Source organism: Candidatus Villigracilis affinis (assembly GCF_016705895.1).
In the GTDB taxonomy this organism is placed as follows: Bacteria; Chloroflexota; Anaerolineae; order Anaerolineales; family Villigracilaceae; genus Villigracilis; species Villigracilis affinis.
Genome location: NZ_JADJKT010000036.1, coordinates 607612 through 629339 on the forward strand (window position 1 = coordinate 607612; position 21728 = coordinate 629339).

At 50.5% G+C, this 21728-nt stretch carries 15 protein-coding genes; all 15 read right to left on the reverse strand.

Annotation, left to right across the window (positions count from 1 at the left end; all coding sequences use genetic code 11):
• Positions 1 to 22: 22 nt before the first annotated feature.
• The gene (locus tag IPI86_RS18100; protein ID WP_345299411.1) at positions 23 to 1627 is read right to left on the reverse strand and encodes a diguanylate cyclase; all 1605 of its coding nucleotides are present in this window, start codon (positions 1625 to 1627) and stop codon (positions 23 to 25) included.
• Positions 1628 to 1826: 199 nt separating this feature from the next.
• Positions 1827 to 2036: a hypothetical protein gene (locus IPI86_RS18105; RefSeq protein ID WP_345299412.1), complete on the reverse strand. Its 210-nt coding sequence runs from the start codon at positions 2034 to 2036 to the stop codon at positions 1827 to 1829.
• Positions 2037 to 2104: 68 nt separating this feature from the next.
• Positions 2105 to 2566 (reverse strand): hypothetical protein, encoded by a 462-nt coding sequence (locus IPI86_RS18110; protein WP_345299413.1) that lies wholly within the window; start codon positions 2564 to 2566, stop codon positions 2105 to 2107.
• A gap of 168 nt (positions 2567 to 2734) precedes the next feature.
• Positions 2735 to 4333, reverse strand: coding sequence for an ATP-binding protein (locus IPI86_RS18115; RefSeq protein WP_345299414.1), 1599 nt, complete (start codon positions 4331 to 4333; stop codon positions 2735 to 2737).
• A gap of 157 nt (positions 4334 to 4490) precedes the next feature.
• Positions 4491 to 5135: a response regulator transcription factor gene (locus IPI86_RS18120; RefSeq protein ID WP_345299415.1), complete on the reverse strand. Its 645-nt coding sequence runs from the start codon at positions 5133 to 5135 to the stop codon at positions 4491 to 4493.
• Positions 5132 to 6694 carry a PAS domain S-box protein gene (locus tag IPI86_RS18125; RefSeq protein WP_345299416.1) on the reverse strand — a complete coding sequence of 521 codons (1563 nt, stop codon included), beginning with the start codon at positions 6692 to 6694 and terminating at the stop codon, positions 5132 to 5134. Before IPI86_RS18125 ends, IPI86_RS18120 begins: the two co-directional genes overlap by 4 nt.
• Positions 6687 to 7271, reverse strand: coding sequence for a DUF1003 domain-containing protein (locus IPI86_RS18130; protein WP_345299417.1), 585 nt, complete (start codon positions 7269 to 7271; stop codon positions 6687 to 6689). Before IPI86_RS18130 ends, IPI86_RS18125 begins: the two co-directional genes overlap by 8 nt.
• A gap of 101 nt (positions 7272 to 7372) precedes the next feature.
• Entirely contained in the window at positions 7373 to 15652 is an 8280-nt protein-coding gene (locus IPI86_RS18135) for a glucoamylase family protein (RefSeq protein ID WP_345299418.1), read from the reverse strand.
• A gap of 294 nt (positions 15653 to 15946) precedes the next feature.
• On the reverse strand, positions 15947 to 16915 hold the full coding sequence (locus IPI86_RS18140) for a universal stress protein (protein ID WP_345299556.1): 969 nt from the start codon (positions 16913 to 16915) through the stop codon (positions 15947 to 15949).
• 309 nt (positions 16916 to 17224) lie between these two features.
• Positions 17225 to 17389, reverse strand: a complete 165-nt coding sequence (locus IPI86_RS18145) for a hypothetical protein (protein ID WP_345299419.1) — start codon at positions 17387 to 17389, stop codon at positions 17225 to 17227.
• 433 nt (positions 17390 to 17822) lie between these two features.
• Positions 17823 to 18494, reverse strand: coding sequence for a cytochrome c biogenesis protein CcdA (locus IPI86_RS18150; protein ID WP_345299420.1), 672 nt, complete (start codon positions 18492 to 18494; stop codon positions 17823 to 17825).
• A gap of 3 nt (positions 18495 to 18497) precedes the next feature.
• Positions 18498 to 19103 (reverse strand): redoxin family protein, encoded by a 606-nt coding sequence (locus IPI86_RS18155; protein ID WP_345299421.1) that lies wholly within the window; start codon positions 19101 to 19103, stop codon positions 18498 to 18500.
• 12 nt (positions 19104 to 19115) lie between these two features.
• Positions 19116 to 19379, reverse strand: a complete 264-nt coding sequence (locus tag IPI86_RS18160) for a hypothetical protein (RefSeq protein WP_345299422.1) — start codon at positions 19377 to 19379, stop codon at positions 19116 to 19118.
• Positions 19346 to 20047 carry a hypothetical protein gene (locus IPI86_RS18165; protein WP_345299423.1) on the reverse strand — a complete coding sequence of 234 codons (702 nt, stop codon included), beginning with the start codon at positions 20045 to 20047 and terminating at the stop codon, positions 19346 to 19348. The genes IPI86_RS18160 and IPI86_RS18165 overlap by 34 nt, the downstream gene beginning before the upstream one ends.
• 82 nt (positions 20048 to 20129) lie before the next feature.
• The gene (locus tag IPI86_RS18170; RefSeq protein WP_345299424.1) at positions 20130 to 21728 is read right to left on the reverse strand and encodes a hypothetical protein; all 1599 of its coding nucleotides are present in this window, start codon (positions 21726 to 21728) and stop codon (positions 20130 to 20132) included.

Genomic DNA, 21728 nt, shown 5'->3' on the forward strand with positions numbered 1-21728 from the left:
CCTGTTCTTAACGGCTCCTGGATCAGCCAAGGGCCGCTGCCATTTCCATTGATTGGGATGGTTTCTGGTAAACAACCACACGATTACGCCCTTCCTGTTTGGCCCTATACATGGCCTCATCAGCCGCCTTCATTAGATCGATTTCAGTCGTGCCGTGATCGGGCATATACGCGATACCGGCCGACAAGGTGATTGTCTCCAGGGATTGCTGACCGCCTTGAATATGCTGAAGTTCCTCCAACAATACGCGGATCTGTTCCACCCGCTGCTGTGTATCCACAATGGACGAATCGGGCATGACAAGTACAAACTCATCTCCCCCATAGCGGCATGAGATGTCGCTTTTGCGCAGGTGTTCGCGCAGTACGCTTGCAAACTCGCACAACAACGAATCGCCTGGGCCATGCCCAAAAGAATCGTTGAATTGTTTGAACCCATCAATGTCGAGCATCACCACACACAATGGGGAGTTCAGCCGCTGTGCTCTATTCAACTCGCGCGGCAGGGTCTCATCCAGGTAACGGCGATTGAACAGGCCGGTCAGCGGGTCTTGAATCGCCTGCTGGCGCAATTCATCGCGCAGCCTTAAGTTGGAGAGAGACAGCTTGATCGTTTCACTCACGGTTACAGCCAGCTGCTTTAGGCCAGGTGGATGCTCGCCTTTTTGAACCGTATTATCGATTAAAGACAACACTCCCAGTGTTTCGCCCTGCACGGTCAGAGGCAGACAAAAGTAGCCGCCCTGCGGTGGATTAATGAAATGATGACATAACAGTCCCGCTTCCAGATCAGTCACTTCATGGATCTTACCGAGACGCAGTGACCAACAATCATCCAGGGAGAAAATGGGCTCCATAATGAGCTCTTCTCCCCAGCGGGCCACCACGACCAGATTCTCATTCCTGCTGGGCAGGATCGCGAGGCTGCCATTGTGCCCGGGAAATAAATCAGCGGCAGAGAGAGTAATGACACGAAAGGCTTCATCCCGCGTAATACAGGATTGCAGCAATTCATTCATGCGATTCATTAACTGCATTTGTTTGTCGCGCCATTGAAGTTCGTTCACCAAAGCCGTTAATTTATCGTTTGTTGCCAGCACCTGAGCTTCAGCGCGTTTGCGATCCGTGATGTCGCGGATGTTGCATTGGATCACCCGCCAGCCGTCTACCAGGTAAACATTGCTGACGAACTCCACGTGTTTGCGATCTCCCGCCTTGGTCTGCAAGGGGATATCTTCATAACGGATGTACTCGTTCTTTTGCAGCTCCCGCATGGCCTCCTGACTGGCAGGGATATCTTTGACCGCGCCGATCTCCCATAGCGCCCTGCCGATCAACTCCTTTTCAGAGTACCCCAACATATCCTGAAGGAATGGATTGGCATCCATGATCCGCCCCGTGTCCCCATCCAGGATCAGGATGCCGTCTTTGGCAGTCTCGAAGAGTCGGCGATAGCGGGACTCCGATTCCTTCAATGTGATGTGTTTGTGCTCATGGTCGGTATAAATAATTCTAGGCAGCCTGATATCGACTGCGAGCGCTTCATCCAGCTTGTTTTCATTGGCAGGTGTGGAGGTGGGTATGGGGTTCTTCTCTGTTTCTGGTTGGGGTTTCTTTTTGAATATCATAGTTGTTGACAAGTCGATCGAAAACTTCGTCTTGCACGCCAGTCCTTCTTAAGATTTATGTTAATGCTACAACACCTCCCCTCCTGCCGCATCCATCGAACGGGGAGAATGCTTCTCCACCACTTGGGGGAGCACAGCGGATGCCCAATATCTCATTCAATCCAAAGCTGATACCAATGATCTCTTTAGCAGTTTTCCCTTATTCTTTCTTTAACGAATCCTTTTCATCCGCTTCTGCTGGCTTGGCAACCTCCACCACCGGTCCACCATCATCCTGCCAGCGGAGATTGTCTTCAACCACAACCTTGTTCTTTTTCAATTTAGACTTGCTATCCGGGTACTCGTTGCCAACGAGCCGCCTGAGATACTTAAACAGCTTAAAGTCAAAGATGGAAAATCTTTTTTTCATTTATATACTCCAGACGTGAAATTGAATTAACAAATATCGAAGCTTGATAAAATTCCCCGCAGACATTGTCATCGGTTGGGAATGCTCATGGCAACAACTTGCAACTGTTCAGCCATGCGTTCAGGCGTTTCACTTTTGTTGATAAACATATCCGCCACGACCGAGAGCGCGGCTTGCTTTTGAGCATCCAAATGGCTGATCAGGATAACCACCAACACAGAGGGACAGGCTTTTCGAAGCGCACCCAGCGCTGCGTCGGGCGAATTGATCGGGAGTACATCCCAATCCACCAGCAGCATTTCCACGTGATTGATCGGCACTTGAACGACCGTGGTGATCCAGTCGGAAGCTTCGCCAACCACCTCCATCTTTTGATCAAGAAGGATCAGGCGAAGTGCGGAGCTTTCTTCGGGTCGTGCATTGGAGATATAAATGCGGGTCATATGCTCATCATACAACCTATCCAACCCAGCCGCATCCATCGGCTGGGGAGAATCTCTCTCCGTCACCTGGGGGAGGGTTCGGGCCAAATTACTTTTCAATTCCGTATATCGTGATACGTCCAAATAGTGATTCCCTGAGCGATAGCGAAGGGTCTCTGAGACAATTTTAGAGGTTCTCATTGCACTGCCGTGCAACGCAAGTGTCGCTCCGCTCAGAACGACACTGCGTAGGGTGAGTATCGTGAAATTCCAGCATCAATCGGTGAAATTCAAAAACCGTTCCATCATGCGTTCCAACTCCTTCAGTTTAAACGGCTTGCTCACATATTCATTCATACCGGCTTCAAGACAGCGTTCGCGGTCGCCGAGCATGGCAAAGGCGGTGAGCGCGATGATTGGAAGAGTGGCAAACCGCGGGTCGGTACGGAGGCGGCGGGTTGTGTCAATGCCGTTCAGGTCTGGCATCTGAATATCCATCAAAATGATATCGGGAATGAACTCCTCCACCTTTGAAAGCACCTCCCTTCCACTGCGGGCAATAAAGACCTGATATCCGCGGTTTTCCAGATAATCCCTGGTGACAAGCACATTGGTTTCGTGGTCTTCCGCAAGCAAAATTTTTCCGCGAATTCTCAAAGGCACAAGCGGGGCAACAGCATATGGTTCAACACTGCTCTCGACCAAGTCACGGTCGTTGAGCGCCTGCATTCCCGCGCTCCACGGCAGCACAACGGTAAAACGGCTGCCCCTGCCGGGCTCGCTTCGCACTTCAACCCTGCCATCATGTAATTCAACCATTTTCTTCACCAGCGCAAGGCCCAGCCCAGTGCCCTCATATTGACGAGACAGGCCGCCATCCAACTGTACGAAAGGATGAAATAATTTCGGGAGGTCTTCGGGAGCGATGCCGATGCCCGTATCCTGGATGGAAAAGCGCATCAGGCTTTCTTCGGCACTTGCCTGCACATCAAGTATGACCCTGCCTTTTGCAGGGGTGAACTTCACGGCGTTGTTCAGCAGGTTGATAAGCACCTCCTTGAGCCGCCTTGGGTCTGCAAAGATCATTATCGCGTCTTCAGAGATCGTATATTCCACCATAATTGATTTTTTATTTGCCAACTGTCTGATAAAAGCCAGGCTTGCATGGCAAATTTGATTTACTTCCACCTCTTCAAGGCGAAAATCGAATTTACCCGCCTCGATCCTGGAGATATCCAAAATATCGTTGATCAATTCCAATAAATGTTCGCCGCTGGAGCGGATCATTTGCACGGCGTAATCCTGCCTGCTCACCAGTTCGCCGTACACGCCTGCCATCAGCGACTCGGAGAAACCCAAAATGCCGCTAAGCGGTGTGCGTAATTCATGGCTCATATTGGCCAGGAATTCATCCTTAACCTGGTTGGCGTAGACCAGTTCCATCGTGCGTTCCGCCACGCGCCTTTCAAGGTCAACATTAAGTTGGCGAATTCTTTCCTCCGCCTGCTTGCGGTCGGTAATATCACGAATATTGCATTGAATGATCTTTTGACTGCCCGCCATATAGACATTACTGACGAATTCCACCTGCACCAAACTCCCATCCTTCGCCTTTAGCGGCAGGTCTTCATAGCGAATGTATTCATTGGCCTGTAAGGCTTCAAATGCCTCCTTGCTGGCCTCAATATCCCTGAATGCGCCCACTTCCCACAGTTTCTTTTCAACAAACTCTTCGCGTGAATAGCCCAGCATCTTGATCAGATATGGGTTGACATCCTCAATCATGCCTGTCTCAGCATTTAGAATCAATATCCCATCCTGGGCCGCTTCAAACAGGCGTCGGTAACGAAGCTCCGAATCTTCCAATGTTTGCATGGTTTCCACTCCACAAAACTGGATTTTTCCCTCAAAACTGCAAATACAAATCTCAGCACTTAATTTTACAAAGAAAACTCCCCAACCTCATCCATCAGTTGGGGAGTTTTCTTCTCCCCCACTTGGGGGAGAAGAAACATGAAGCCGCTGTTCAGCCTTAAACGATTTTGTTTCGCAATGCGAGCGTCACCGCTTCGGTGCGGCTCGCAACCCCCAACTTCGAAAGAATATTACTGACATGCGATTTGACCGTGGATGGGCTGACGGTCAGCCTGCCCGCGATCTGGGTGTTGTTCAAGCCCTCGATCATCAAGACCAGCACCTCCCGCTCACGTTCGGTCAGGTCACCGCCGGGCACTGGCGGCAGGTTGGCTGTCTCCACTAGAATTTGAGCAGCTTCCGGGGAGAGCGTGACACGTCCGCGCTGGGCGGCGCGAATGGCACGAACCAGATCATCCGCAGTGACATCCTTGAGCAAATAACCGATCGCCCCAGCCTCCAATGCATTCTTGATCAACTCGCCTTCCTTAAAGCTGGTCAACGCGATCACCTGCACTTGCGGGAATTGCTGCCGAATGGCGCGCGTCGCAGCGGCCCCGTCCATGATCGGCATGACCATATCCATAAGGATCACATCGGGCTGCACCCTGGCGCAGAGTTGAATGGCAACTTCGCCGTTCTCAGCCTCGCCAGACAGTTCCAGGTCGTCAAAGACCTTCAAAAAAGTAGCAAGCCCCCGGCGGACCATCATGTGGTCGTCAACGATCATTACTCGAATGGGATTGGATGGAGGTAAATTCATAAGGATTCCTTTTTGTTGGGATTTTTCCAATAAATGGAAATTTCAGTCCCCTGATCAGGCTGGCTGTTGACGGATAACACGGCTCCGACGGCTTCTGCACGCTCACGCATGATGCTCAGCCCATAGTGACCTGCAACTTGATGCATCGGTTCAAAACCCTGACCGTTATCCTGAATGCGCAAATCAAGCATGCTTTCACTCTGATGCAGGATGATCTCCACCGCGCTGGCGTTGGCATGTTTGGCAATGTTATAAAGCGCCTCCTGACACACACGATAGAAGGCTACTTGAACTTCGGCAGGTGGAGTGAACTCTCCAGTCGCGATAACTTCCACTGGGGTGTTCGTGCGGCCTGAGTGTGCATTCCCCAAAAGGGTTAACAACTCGCCAAGGCTTGAATCGGTCAATGTAGTCGGACGCAGCTCGGCCAACAACGAGCGCATCTCGGCCTGGGCGCCGCGTGTCAATCGGCGCAGGTCCCCAAGAGACTTGCGCGCCTCCTGTTGATCACGCTCCCACAAACGCGGAAGCACCTCGGCGATCAAGCCCGCAGAGAACAGGGATTGGTTGATGGCATCGTGCAGGTTGCGTGCCAAACGCTGGCGTTCTTCCAATACCGCGAGCGCCTGTGCATGCCCGTATAGCTCCGCATTGACCATGGTGATGGCCGCTTGATTCGCCACACTGAGCGCCAGGTCTGCATGATGTGCTGTGAAGTGATTTTGTTTTCCGTGCGCCACGCCGATACCGCCAACAATGCGGCTTCTTACCGCCAGCGGCACCCACATCCATGACTGCATTCCATCGAGCAATATGGCACTTCCATCGTTCAGAAGTGAACGCAGAAATAGTGAATTAGGATGGTCACTCCAGATATTGACGATTCGAATCGGGCGATGATTATTGAACAACATGGTCAGGGTCTCGGGGTTGTTCAAATGGATATGGATCGGCGCGGATTTCTCCAATTGCTTTGTACCGCGCATGGCAAGGGTGATCAGATGGGGATCCTCAAATGAGAAAAGCCCGGCATGCTCATATTCGATGATCTCACGCAACTGGTCGAGGATCAAGCCCGGTTGGAGTTCCAGCGTGAATGCCAGCGTGTGAGAGATGGCAAGCAGGGTCGCCTGTTCGCGCATTCTGGCTTCCACTTGTCCGCTGAGTGAATTTTCAGTTTGGATACGCTGACTGACATCCCGGATGACGCTCAACAGGCACGGCCTGCCCTGATAATAGATGCTCGACCTGCTTACTTCGGCATGGAATGGTGTGCCATCCTTGTGCAAGTGAACGACAAGCGCCTCGAAGGTATTGTCCGTCTCAACCATATGGACATGTTCCATGAACAGAACAAGGTTTTCCGGGATGATAAAGACACGCGGATTCAATCCAATAAATTCCTCATGAGTGTAGCCATGCATACTGCAAGCGGCCGGATTGGCTTCAACTATCACAGCCTTCTCGATGTCATAGATCACCAACCCGTCGCTTGCGGCTTCAAAGATGTTTCGATATTCTGCTTCTGCATTGATCCGTCTGTCGGGAAATTTACTCATACGAAGCCTGCCTTTTCTCGGCCTCAATGGCTTGCAGCCGATGGATCTCAGCCAATACATCCTCCGGCTTGGTTTCCATTTCAAGGTCGGCCAGGTCGCTGTTCTCGTGGTCTACGATCCCCATCTTTTCCTGTATCACATCCAGCATTTGCAACACACGCGTCAATTCATGCTCGGTCAACAAGCCGATGTGCAGGGCCAGGTCAGCGCGACGTTCGGTCTCTTCGCTCAAACGATTTTGGCTGATAAGCACAAATGTCGAAAGAAAGATCGCTTCCAGAGAGACGACCATGGTCAGAAGCCCATAGGGGAACGGGTCAAAGCCGCGCACACCGAACCAGCCGGTATTAAGCAGTATCCATATCCCGAACCATAGAATATGCACATAAACGAAAACCATCCGCCCAGAAAAAGAAGTAACGGCGTCCGCCATGCGGTCTTGTATGTTCCGCTCGCGAGTGGCCTTTGTCCGCAGATGAATGATCGTGCGGATATTCTTCTCGATCACTTTGCTCAGCGCCGGGTTGTTATTCCCCTGGTCATCTTGTTCCTTTGGATTTTTTTGGCTCTGTTGCATATTACCTCTACTACTTGTAAATTAAGTGACTGGAAAAGCCTGAAACTCTGTTTCGCGCATATCGAATCCTACAATTCCATCATACTGCGGAAACAATCCTTTTATCCCATCACGATCCGCACCTCGTGCGGCTGACCGTCATCTGCGAGGGGAATCGACCCATCTTGCAGCAAATTCCCATCCAAAACGATTTGCCGAACGCCCTGGTTACGGCCTTGTGGGTTCTCCACGCTGATCTTGTAATGCGTGCCGCCGAAGCGATAATCCACTTTGAAGCCTGTCCAATCGCGCGGAATACAGGGATTGACATTGAGCGTTCCACCGGCCCTCGTAATGCCGAGGATCGCTTCAATACCCAGTCGGTACATCCAACCGGAAGAGCCGGTGTACCACGTCCAGCCGCCTTTACCGGTATGCGGGGGTACACCGTAGATATCGGCGGCGATCACGTAGGGTTCCACTTTGTAACGTGCCGCCTTCTCTGGCGTATCGGAATGGTTGATGGGATTCAACAAACGGAACAACTCCCCCGCCCGGTCTCCCTGCCCGAGTTTTGCGTATGCCCATGCCGTCCAGATCGCTGCGTGGGTATACTGCCCGCCATTTTCGCGCACACCCGGCAAATAACCTTTGATATAGCCAGGGTCACGCGCCGACTTATCGAAAGGCGGGGTAAACAACAAGATCATTTGCTCGGCCTGTTTTACCAATCTGCTGTTAACAGCTTCCATCGCTTGCATGGCTCGTGCGGGGTCTGCCGCTCCCGACAATACCGCCCACGACTGCGCGATCGAATCGATCTGACATTCCATGTTTTCGCGTGAGCCCAATGGCGAGCCATCGTCATAAAAGGCACGCAAGTACCAGTCGCCATCCCAGGCATGGGCTTCAAGCGCCTGAGATAATTTCTCAGCTTGTTGAAGATAAAACTCGGGATCATCTGTCATCAACTCAGCCAGGGCCGCAAAACGTGTAAGGGTCGTATGCAGGAACCAGCCCAGCCAGATGCTCTCGCCGCGTCCGTCCATGCCCACTCGATTCATGCCGTCGTTCCAGTCACCGCCGCCCATGAGCGGCAGGCCATGCGCACCTGTAGTCGCGCCCTTCTCCAGCGCCCGCCGACAATGCTCGTAAAGTGAAAAATCCTTGCTCGTGGTTTCAAACTGGGTATACCGTTCCATTTCTTCGGGCCTGAGTGTTTCACCTTTTAGAAAAGGAATGCTCTCACTCAAAATGGATGAATCGCCGGTCACAGACACGTACTCCGCTGTGACATACGGCAGCCAAAGCAGATCATCTGAAAAACGAGTACGAACCCCGCGACCCGCAGGTGGATTCCACCAATGCAGCACATCGCCAGCCTCAAATTGATGCCGCGCCGCTTCCAGGATCTGTGCGCGTGTAATATCCGGGCGGGTATTCAACAGGGCCATCACATCCTGAAGCTGATCGCGGAAACCAAATGCCCCGCTCGATTGATACAAACCAGTGCGGCCCCACAAGCGGCATGCAAGAGTTTGATATTGCAGCCAGCGGTTGAGCATGAGATCCATATCAGGATCGGGAGTTTCAACAACGATGGTATTCAGGATTTCATCCCAGTGTGTTTGGACAGCCTGCCAGATCGCTTCGACCTGTTCCACAGATCGGATCTCGCCGATCAATGCAAGGCTTTCGGCGCGGCTTGCTCCTTCGCCAAGCAGGAAGAATACTTCTTCTGTGGCGCCCGGGGCCAGGTCAATGTGCAATTGGATGGCGGCACATGGATCAAGCCCGGCATTCACTGCGCTTGCCAGCCCAATCCGCCCGAGGGCAGCAGGCGCACGCAAGGTTCCCAGCCGCCCCAGAAATTCGGTGCGGTCGGTGGTCACACCGTGCGGTTTTTTATTGGAAGCCAGGAATGCCACGCGTTCGCCGAATTCACCGTTGAAACGGTTCGCAGCGAGTAATGCGTTTTTGTCAGCGTCGAACTCCGGCATGATATGCGCCTGATGGATGTCTCGCATGGTTCCCAGCACCCATTCAGCATAATAGGTAACAGTGATACGCCGCGAGCGGTCCCAAAGATTTTTCAAACGTAAATGTACGATCTTGACCGGCGCATTTGGCGCAGCGAACAGACGCAAATTTTGATTCAAGCCGTGACTCTGACTTTCAAAGATCGAATATCCCGCTCCGTGGCGGATCACATGTACCGTTTCTTCACCGGCAGGCATGGGCGTGGGTGACCAGACCCGCCCGGTCTCTTCATCACGTATATAAAGCGCCTCCCCCGGCATGTCGGTGACAGGGTCATTGCGCCAGGGCGTCAGGCGATTCTCGCCGCTGTTCTCCGCCCAGGTGCAGCCAGAACCTGCTTCAGATACCAGAAACCCAAATTGTGGATTGGCGATGATGTTCACCCAGGGATGCGGTGTGTGCTGACCAGGCTTAAGGTGAATCATGTATTCCCGTCCGTCACGGCTAAATCCGCCGAAGCCATTGCGGTGGATATCATGGGTCAACAGATTCTCTGGCAGGGCAAGGGAAGGCGTCGATTCAGGATCATGTGTCGGTGAGAGTGAGGCGGTGAACAGCGGCAGGCGTGTAGATTGGACGGTCAAACGCAGGGCGTGGTCGGCAAGCGTCCCGCCTTTTTCATCCAAAATAACACCCGCTACTGTTTCAAAAAGAATCTGATTGGCACGTGGAAGCTGGTCAGTGCGCAGCACAAAGATGCCATCGCGCTGATTCAACGAGGCATCGGCACCCATGCGTTGGATCTGGCGCTGGATGGCATTGTGCAGGTCGAGGGCATAGCCTGTATCTTGATCGTTCAAAATAACCAGGTTTACTGTGACATGGCGGCTGCGCCAAAAAGTAAATGCCTGCAAAGCCTCGCGGAGCAATTCCAATTCGCCATCGCGAACACGCACCAACATGATGGGATAGTCACCTGAGATTCCGAAAGCCCATAGATCGGATTGGCCTTTTTCGTTTTGTGCCAGGATGTGCGGAGCAGCGCGCAATGCACCTGTGGGATGGATCAAGGCTGAGTACAGGCGTTGGATATTTTCGACGGCATAGGAGTTCAGCCCGAGTTCCAGTAATTCGCGTTCACTGCGAGAGCGGGCGTCATCAAATGCACGGTGAATGGATTGCCCGTTTCGATATTGCGATAATTTACCCAAAGCTTCGGCGCGTGTGGAAGCCGCAAAGGTCAGGAATGTGACCCTTGTTTTTGCGTGCGGCTTCAGGTCAATATTTTGAGTCAGGGAGAAGATTGGGTCGAGTGTCCCGCCGCTGGTGCCGGCACGCGGACGATTTACATCCCGCAGCATTTGCGGGTTGTGCATTGTCTGCGACCTGCCCAGGAATTTGGCACGATCACTTTCATACCCACCGGTCACTTTACGCCCGGCTTCAATGACCATGGCATGGATCAACACGATCGGTTTTTCATCTGCGGAACGCGGACGGCGTTCAAATACAAGCGCGTTCTCCTGCGGAAGATATTCGCTTTCAATGAAGAGTTTGTTGAAGGCCGGGTGACGATGGTCTGAGGCCTGGGCCGCCAGCACCACTTCACCATAGCTGGTCAATTGCAACCGTCTGGGATGATCGCTGTCATTCAGGATGTTCACCCGTCGAATCTCAACACCGTCTGTACTAATGGTGATTCCTGTGCGCAGGGAAATTCCATTGTCTGAACGCTGAAATTCAACCTTGTGCGGGTAAAACAATACTTCCTGAGTTTCAGGTGAGCACCCAGCCGGTTGACAGGTGACAGACCAGAGCGCGCCATTTTCGCGGTCTTGTAAATAGATCCATGTGCCCCACTGATCGAGGGTAGTGTCGGCGTGCCAGCGTGTCAAGGCAAACTCACGCCACTGGCTAAACCCGCCACCGGCGTTCGTGATCAATAAGCTGGTATCACCTTGTGAAAGTACATGCACTTGCGGAATGGGGCTATCCACTGGAACGCGCCAGGGTTCGCTATTAACGGGACGTGCCATCTCATCGGGAAGGTCCACGGGGTCATCGGGGTGCGGATATTCGATCGGCGGGTTTTGCGGGATCTTTTCTTGAAGCAGCAACTCCACACTGTGAATATGTTCGTCGGCGTGGAAACGCTGCACCATCACATCTTCCAATAAATAGTTGCAAGCCGCCACCAGGATCATGCCTTGATGGTGAGCCATATAAGACTGTACAGTTGCATGTGTCTGCCCAACTGGAAGCCGAGATTTGGTGTAATCAAGCGATTCGTAAAAGCCAAAACGCCCGAGCATATTCAGTTTTTCCAGATGTGCCATATTTTCGAGCACCGCCTGCGGCTGTAACGAAAGCCCGATCAATGAAGCATAGGGAGCCACCACCAGGTTGTCATTGAGTTCACGTTTGTAACCCAGATCAGGCACCCCAAAGGCTTGATACTGATAATTCTGGTTGGCATCGAATGCAAAATAACCTGATTCCGAGATACCCCATGGCACCTCTAATTCCCTGCCATAATCTATTTGCGCATCCAGCGCGGCATAGCAGCTATCCGAGAGAAATGTCCCGTTATAGTTTCTGACGAAAAGGGTCGGCATCAGATATTCGAACATGGTACCGCTCCATGAAAGCAGAATCTGCCTGCCATCAATCTTCGTCACGGGGCGTCCGAGATGTTGCCAATGGCTTTGCGGCACGTCGCCTTTGGCAATTGCGATCAGGCTGGCAATACGTGCTTCGGATGCAAGTAGATCATAGTAGCTCGGGTCGAGCCGCTCAGTGCTGGCGTTATAGCCGATATGAAAAACCTGCCGTCGTTCATCAAATAAAAAGCGGAAATCCATATTTGCCACAACGGCATCGGCCTGCTCTGACAGTTTCTGAAAACCGATCAGCAAGACCATGGCTGTCATACGTGCCGACGAGACATCCGCCTCCATTTTTTTACACCACTCACGCGCCGCATCATCCTGTTGCTGTGTTTGTAGATCCTGCAATGTGGTTTGGATACGTGTGTATACCTCAGCCGTTTCTCCAAGTGTGGGAAGTTCAGCAGGCAGGCTATCAAGAAAACTTTGCCAGGCATGCGCTTGCATGCCCGCTTGTAATGCAGGCGGCGTATCCAAACGTCCAAGCCAGGGCGCGAATAATTCCAAACTGCGCTGCATGTCATGTAATTGATGATGCAGCAGATCGAGATAATGCTGGAGATCTTTCAGGGATTCGGATTTTAGATTGGGATGACTCTCCAACAGGTCCATTAAACGATGCGAGACTCTTTCCCAGCCCTCGCCTGAGAGCCAGTCGAGATTCATTTTCCACGCTGCGGGCTGATTCTGAATTGCGCTGATGCGGTCATAAATGGCTGTCAATTCAACGTCAAAGGACTCATGTGAAGCGTGCGGGTTGTTCTTTTCCAGCCCTTGTAATGTTTCTGCCAGAATATCCAGAATGGCAAGCAGACCCTGCCATTGTTTATCGCCCAACACTGGCGCTTCTGCCAATTTTAAACAGCCCTGCTTAAGTGTGATCAGGCAGGCAGCCAGGTTACCGCTATCCACCGTGGAGATATAACGAGGCGGGAGCGCTGTCAGGGTTTGCGAGTCATACCAATTTAATAAATGCCCGCGATAATGCTCCAGCTTATCCATTCCTTCGAAGGTTGAGTTCAAACGAACTGCCAACTCGACCAGTCCCAGATATCCCAAATCGTACGCCGACAATGTGGATACCAGGAACAGACCGATATTGGTTGGCGTGGTATAGTGCGCCACACTCCCGCGCGGCGTCTCTTGAAAATGGTCGGGCGGCAGCCAGTGATCGTTGGGTCCTGCAAATTGTTCAAAAAATGCCCAGGTACGACGCGCCAATCGACGAACCTGTTTGAGTTGAGTCTCTGAGAGTGGGGGGGATAAGTGTGTAACAGGCTGGCTGATCCTGTTTGCTATTAGCGGAGCGACAAGCCAGGCGGTAAGAAAAGGCAGCGCCACCCAAAGCGACAATGGATTGAGAATTACGACAGCGATTCCCACCAATACAGTGAGCACCAACGAAGCCGCCATTTCATTCAGGGTTTCATAACGGGCGTTCAATCCAAATGAACGAGCCGTATTGGCCGCCGTCGTCCATTGCAACAGGTTTTTCCGGGCAATGAGCAGACGGGTCAATGTTGTGGCGATCGCACCCAGCATAAGCAAGGCTTCATAAGGGAGAAGGAAAATGGCAAGCGCCCAGCGTGTGATTGACGGTTGTGCTGATTTGAAAAGTTGTTTAAGCGGCAGGCGGCCACGCAGATGGTGTGTGGTGTCTTGAAAAAGCTGCATTGCAATGGGCAATATCGAGGGAAACAATGCCAGCAAAGTCCAGACCAGCGGTGAACCGGGCAGGAACAACCAACCTGAAACAATGAGCGCCAATATCGTAGGCGGCAGAAGACTGCGCCGCAGGTTGTCGAAAATCTTCCAGATGTTGATCAGCGACAGGCGGTTGGGCGCGATCCCTTTTTCAACATGGACAATGGGAAGCAGCCAGGGGAGTAATTGCCAATCGCCTCGAATCCAACGGCGCAGACGGCGGGCGTACACCATATAGCGCCAGGGATATTCTTCATATAGTGTGATATCCGTGACCAGCGCAGCGCGTCCGTAGATTCCTTCGAAAAGGTCATGGCTGAGGAGGGTATTCTGGCGTACCTGGCCTGCCAAGCTGCGTTCGAAGGCCGCCACATCATAAATGCCTTTGCCAACATAACTGCCTTCCCCAAACAGGTCCTGATACACATCTGAAACAGCGAAGGAATACAGGTCGAACCCGGTGTTCCCGGCAAATATCTGTGAAAAAAGCGAGCGGTTTGCGCTTGTCGGCTTAATCGCGACGCGCGGTTGCAACACGGTATAGCCAGCAACAACCGAGCGTCCGTCAGCTGCAAATTCGGCATGGTTAAGCGGATGTGCCAGCGTAGCGATCAGCCGATTCGCGCTTCCCTGCGGCAGAGAGGTATCTGCATCGAGAGTGATCACATATTTGATCTCAGGCAAAATACTCGCATCGCCAACCTGAGTTGTGTAGGCAGTCCCGCCAAGGTTAAGCAGCAGGCGATTGAAATCTGCAAGCTTGCCGCGTTTACGTTCCCATCCCATCCACACCCCTTCAGATGGATTCCATTGGCGTTGACGGTGAAACAAATAAAAAGGTGTTGTTGGGGTGTATTTTTTATTTAGGTTTTCTATGCCAACACTTGCCAGCGCAAGCAACTGTGCGTCTTCCGGCATGTCTTCCGCTGGGGCATCACCGAAGTCGGTCAGCAAGGCATAGGTTAACTGCGGATCGGGGTTGGACAGATAATAAAGCTCCAATTCCTGCAGAAGATGGTTGAGCTCATCCGCGCTTTCCAACAAGGTTGGAACAACCACCATGGTGCGGTTACCGGGCGCAATATTCTCCGAAAAATCCATTCGCGGCAGGCTTTGTGGTTTGATGCGGTGAGTCACAACCCAGTGCACAAGTGTGACGGAAGACTCAAGAGCCAGCCCAACACCAAGGATACCGACAATAATGAGTTGAGCATCCGAACCACCTGAAAGCAAGGCATAGCCAAGCAATCCTGCAACGAACAATATGGCAAGAATGACAATACTTCCTATATAAGTGGCGGTTGGGAATGCGAACGGGATGCGCCGCATGCGAATGCCTGCTCCGGGTTCGTAGTTAATGCTGCTTTCCAACATTGAACGTCCCATATCGCGAAGATAAAAGCCAACATGAGATTTTCGTATTGGCGCATTTTCGTCTGCATTGTGAGCGAGTTCAACAGCGGTAAGGGCAACCTCTTCTTCGCTAAAGTTTGAAAAGCGCGCCAGTTCTTCAATGACAGCGCGATAACTATTGCGGGTGTCAAAATCCATGTTTGGATAAACCCTGGCGGGGTCGTTCCGTAAAATCTTTTCCACCTTGCTGGTCTGCTCAAAAAAGTCTTTCCAGTCTGCGGCGGAAAGCATGCGCAAACTGAGGAAACAGTTTGCAACAATGGTTTCATTCCCCGGTTTCTGGGAGGCAAATTGGCTCGAGACTTTTCCCAAACTTTTTGGCGCAGTCACGCCAGTTATTTCAGTTGTTGCGTGGACAAGCTGCTCCAGGATTCCAATACGCAGCATAATTGGCAGCGCCCACAATTCACCGATCATCAATGGGGAAATCTGTTGATAATCCAGCACAAAATCGGTGAATTGATCCAAATCGATCTGGCTATGACTGTATTCGATCCATTCGCGGGCCAGCGCAAAAATTCGTGTGTGACCCTGCAGCGGCGTTCCGCTTAGTTTCGGAAGCTGATTGAGAAAGCTGACTGGCAAATCCTCTTCAATTTGACGCAGGGTTTGTTTTACGACATAAAAATTGTCCAGCATCCATTCGCCTGCACGAGATGATTTGCTCGATAGGAAATCCTTTGCCGGCACAGATTTGAAAACTGCATTCGCGTTACGCAAGGCCAGCTCCCAGCTTTGCAAATATTCCAACAGATCAGTTTTCTGAATGGGGAATGTTTTTGCAGTATTCCACCCTGACTTACGTTGAGGTCTTGCAGGAATTTGAACTATTTCATGAGTTCTCGCCAGGTGATGTGCAAAATCTCTCAATCGACTATCTACGTCTGAATTGACTGGTGCGGGGGGGATAATTTGCGGTGCAATCTGCATTTGTTATCGCTCTATACGTTCGATGGACTGCTCAGAAGTCATCGACTCCTGCTTGCCAGGCAGGTCCTGTACAATGAGCAAAGGTGACTTGCCATACATGATGAAGTTATTGACCATGCTGCCGTACGGCCATTGATGATTTCCTGAATACCCGTGTGCACTGAGCGCTGTTAGATCGATCTGTTCCAAATCTGCGAGTTGGTGCAAGGCAACAGCCGCATTGTCGCTGGTAATGAGATGGTTATGAACCGTAATACCATCAAGATACGAACGTGCCTTCAACTGTTCAAGATAGCTTTCCGCTTCCTCTCGATTGCGCGCAATAACGCGATTAGATAGATCGACATCTTCGCGAGATGGGGGCATTTGGCGCGCCATCTCCGGTGTTTGTATCACTTGAACAAGATGAATATGTGATTTATAAAAACCAGCCAATTGCGTGATGATTGGCAGAACATTTTCCGCCCGTTGAGATCCATCCAGCGGGACAAGGATGTGGCGGTATCCCGGCGCTGCCGATAATTTTTCAGGGCGTGCTCCATATTGATGTGCCCGAACAATGAGCAGGGAAGTTTTTGCACTTAAAATGACTTTTTGCGTGATCCCGCTGATGCCCCACTGAGTCAAGCCATTCCGTCCATGGCTGCTTATAATGATCAACTTCATATCCTGGCTTTGGGCATATTCAGTTATCCCCTCTGCCGCCAGGCCTTCCATTACTTTCATTTGCACCTTAATACTTGATTCCTGAAAACACGCCTTTGTCTTTTCAAGGTAAAGGGAGGCCCTTGTTTTATTGATCTGCCAGTTAACCAGATCAAACAATTGCGCTGATGTGCCCGCCTGATTTTTTTCCAGGACTCGAAGCAGTGTGATCTCCGCGTCAAAAGAACTGGCAATAGCGGCAGCATGAGGCAGAACACAGTCAGCCAGCTGGGAGCCATCCAACGGGACGAGAATAGTATCGAACATGGTCAATCCCTTCGATTCTTTCCTGCGCCATATACGGTTGATTAAATACTAAAACACTTATTCAACACATTCTGGCTTGTATTAATTATGTAATTGGGTATGGGAGTCATCTCGCGTATGCGAGTGGAATTAAGAAGCGCCGCGGAAAGTTACTATACAAGGGTTTCGTAACGCACCTGGCAGAAATGAGTCTTCCAACCGTAGACGGTGTAGTCTACTAAAATCAGTATACTCTAGTTTGTTGTGATTGGAGATTAATCTTGACAGCCACATTGCACAAGCTTTTGATAAAAACAGCGATTTACCCCTTTAAGTATTGTCAGGCCTTTTTTCAGGATAACCAAAAACGATAAAGAATGGCTCGCTTTCCGTCTGTACCAATCCCTGAAGCATACCGGTAACAGATTCGACTTCCGACATGATGGCAAGTTCTGCTCCGATTTTCTCGTTGACAGCGCTGTAACTGACATCCATGGTATCTGGCTGAGCACCATGTCCGCTTTGGTGCCCTGCATCATTGAACTATAGCCGCCTGAAATCCATCAGCAAGTGTTCCCAAGGCGGTAATGACAGTAACCCCCACCCCGATCCCTAAAACGGTCAACGATGAAGGATTTCATTTTCTACTCAATCATCATCTTGATCAAGCAAGCCCAAGCTGTAGTAAATATTCAAAATCAATGCTGCATTGGTTCAACAGATTCTATTTGCAATGCAGACACGTTCATCGGGGAGGTGCGGCGATTTTGTCAGTTACAGGCTGAAGGTCAGAGCTTGATGCGAGCGGTGATAAGTCGACTGAATTTATCCCGTACCATTGCAGATCCGGCTGATAGCGAAGAGATGCCCCGTCTCCGCACTGATGGAAACGTTGCTGTATCACCTAAAAATCATGGTGAGGTAATATTCAACTCTTGAAAAACAGCTTCAGTAATTCCCAATTCTTAGCCAGGTCATATAGTGCCACTCCAATCAGAAGCAGACCACCAAAGAGATTAATAATCCTGGTATGACGGGCGAACAGCATGGTCAACTGGCGTTGAAGAGCAGCTGAGAGAAATGAGAGTATCAAAAGGGGTAAGCCAAGTCCCAAACCAAACCAGAGGAAAGTCCAAAGTTGTCCAAATACTTCCGCGGTTGTGAATGATAGAGCAAAGATGCTGACGACCATCGGGCCAGAACAGGGAAGCGCAATTGGGCCATAAAGTAAACCGTACACATAAGCATTACCGTACGGGTGTCGGAATAAAGGCAGTTGAATTTGGGGAAGTGTTTTAAATGGGTTGAAATTAAGCAGGAGTAGAATTCCAAGGAGAAAGATCAAAAGGTCTGCAAGCGGGATGATGTAAAGCAGAATACTGCCAACGGGAACTGCCAGCAATGCGATCAGGCCGCCGAGGGCGATCATCATGCTTAACACCCCGGCAAGCACAAACAACCCCAGAAAATATTTTTGTCTGCCAAGCTCATTTTGCCCGCCCAGGTAAGCGAGGAAGCCTGGGTAAAGCGGCAATATACACGGACTGGTCGTTGTTAATAAGCCAAGCAGTAATGATGTAACCGCCAGATCAAGCATCATTAATTACTTTTCCAGATAAGGTTCAACAGCTGCCTGGAGAGTAGCGGCATCTTTGATGCCATATTCGAGATGATGAACATCGCCTTTACGATCAATGATCAGCATGGGGGCGAGCGGCGGATTTAAGTACTGCGCAGTATATAAATTCCCCAAAGCGCGGGCAACCTCCAATGGAGCAATCGCAAAATGCCAGTCAAAACCATATCCATACGCATATTCTTTGAGTGCAGCATTGTCTTCATTTACATCGACATCCAGGCTGACTGAGATCAGGTCGTCTGGATTTCCGAGAGCTTTATGAAGGTTTCTTATTTCATTGCCTTGAACAATGCAATTCGGACACCAGATTGCCATCGTTTCAAGCAGGACCACCTTTCCCGCATAATCGTTCATGGTGAATGTTTCGCCGGTCTGCACATCAATCAACTCCATATCGAACCATTCTGGAGTTGCGGCAGCGGGCGTAATGACCATTGTCGGTGTGGCAGGGGTGTTAGTAGCATCCTCCTGAACAGGCGCGCAGGAGGATGCTACTAAGGTAAGAATTAGAAAAATCAATCTGGCTCCAAGAAGGGGCAATAAAAAGTTCTTATTAAATCTTTTTTTCATGATAACAGCCATCTATTTATCGCTGATGTCAACAAGGTAGTTTACATAAGTGCGTGGTTTATTAGACTCTACACTAAGTAAAATGTAAAATCCTGTAACATCTTTCGGAACCGCAACTTCCGTTGTCCATTCCACTTTTTCATTTGGAGGAGTGATTGGGATGGGCACAATATCCAGGGATTCGTAAAAGCCATAAATAATGCCATCAGCGCCGATGACCGGCGGAGTTCCGAGATGCGTCTTTAGGGGAACTTCGTTGGGTTGAAATTTTGCCATGTAAACTGAAAACCCGTATCTGTGCGTTGAACATCGAGGAGATTAACAACATTATCACTAAGTGCGGTTATGCTTACTCCTGTATCTTGAATCAAACCTTCAACTGGCACTGCGATTGGATACTGTAAGTCTGTAACAACCTCATCAAGATTTAGTTCCAATACTCCCTCGGTTTTATTGGCCTCTGGATCGTAATCATCCAAAATGCCTCCGAAGCTTGCATATTCGATAGAGAGTCTGGAGCCTGCATCAGCTATTGCGCCTTTACACTCGACATAGATAAGCTGGGTTTTTAGATCATCTTTCTTGCCGGTAGTGTACCCGCGGGTTTGGAAACCTGGCGCCAGGCGGTGTCCGCCAGTCCCAACAAATACCGTATCACAATTTGTAGATTTTCCATCACTGGTGGTAAGCACAGCGGGCTTTTCTGGTAGAGCCCGCATCGTACTCCAATCACCAGTATCGTTCCGTATCGTAAACTCGATGTGCAAATCTCCTGAATCGGACTTGCCCACATTCGTTACTACCGCATTCCATGCTTTTAGCTCGGCACCTTCCACAACTACTTCCGGAGTTTCCAGACCTTCCGGCAATACAATATATACGCAGGCAAAGCTAAAAAAAACATAAGCCAGGAGGGCTGGAATTAGTATCTTTCTAACTGTCATCTTTCCTTCTCCTTGGATGATCTATTGTTCCATCGAACAAAACCACTTCATTTAGTATAAGAAATATCAGAAACCATAGCCGCTAAGGGGCAGGATTAATTTCCGGGAGCAGGGGTCTAATCTCAGCCAGGGCGAATGCGTAGCCTGGCGGCATTGCCGTCGTGCCATCCACGCCAGTTGCAGATTTTGCCTGGCCATTGTATGAAATATCGATGTAGTGCGCAAAACACTGTCTGCATGGATTAAGATATGTGCTGTATATCTCATTCGTGAACCATTGGTGATCAACACTAATGGCAATGAGTAACTGTTCCACTTCTTCAGGAGCAATCTGTTTCTCCACCTTTTTGACACCATCACTCCCTGTAATGCGGCCATCGGGATAGATCGCAAATAACTCATCCACGCATTGAGGACCGGCCGTGCGGTGATAGACGATGACTGCACCATCTTCCACAAGATTCGCGGCTTCATCTTCACGGAATGGTGCCACGACACACTGGGTATCAGCTACAGCTTGGTTCGAGGAGGCGCTTCTGAATTTGGAGACAGAGAAGATGGCTGCCCCAGCCAGGATAACGAACAAGCCAATTCCAAGTACAAGCCTTTGCTGTCTGCGGCGGACCGCCACCAATGCCTGAGTAGTTTGAGCAACTTTGCCACTTTTTCGATTTGCCAATACTGTTTGAACGCCAATAAAAGTAAGCGTAAGAATGCCGATGACGATCTTTGTCCACCAGGAACTTAGGGATCCAATGAACTGGATCAGCGCCTGAGTCACAGCAAGAACCAAAACCCCGAAGAATGTCCCGAACACGTATCCGGAACCACCTGTCAGCATGGTTCCACCCATTACGACCGAGGCAATGACTTCCAATTCCAAGCCTGGTGCATACAAACCATGTCCGGAGGAAACGAACAAACTAAACGAAAGACCAGCCAGAGCAGAGCAAAATCCATTGAAGGTGTACACCAGCATTTTGGTTCGATTTACAGGCAAACCCATTAGACGGGCAGACTGTTCGTTCCTGCCTTCGTTGCCGCCAATGGCATAAACCGTTCGGCCAAATCTAGTGTAGTGAGCAATAAACATTGCAATAACCAACAGGGTAAACGCAACAATAACAGGGATGGAAATATAGGGCGCTGAAGTTCCCTGTTGATCGGCCAACTCTTTCAGCCCCGGGATCAATATTTTTGTCTTGCCAAGGATTTGAAAAACGGGATTGTCAATGGTCACCGCATCATCGCTGATAAAGAAACACATTCCACGGGCAAACCACATGCCTGCCAGTGTGGCGATAAATGGCTGAACCTTCAGGTAGGTGATAAAGCTACCCATGGTCGCACCCAGGGTCATTCCCATTGCCAGCATGAGCAGAACCACCACCCAGGCGTTCCAGCCTTCGCGAAGGAGGACCGCGGAGGCAACTGTTGTTAGGGCCACCACACCGCTGACGGAAAGGTCAATGCCGCCCGTCAAAATGACAAAGGTCATCCCAATACCGCTGATCAGGAGGTAGGAAGTATTTCGAAATAGATTAAAAAACACCTGTGGGTTTCGCATGCCGACGAAAAAGTAAGCGCCAATTCCATAAGCAACCAGGGCCAGCAAAGCCGTGGACATTAATGGGATGAACTTACGATTCCTGGAGAAAAAATTACCTAGCATTCGTAACAT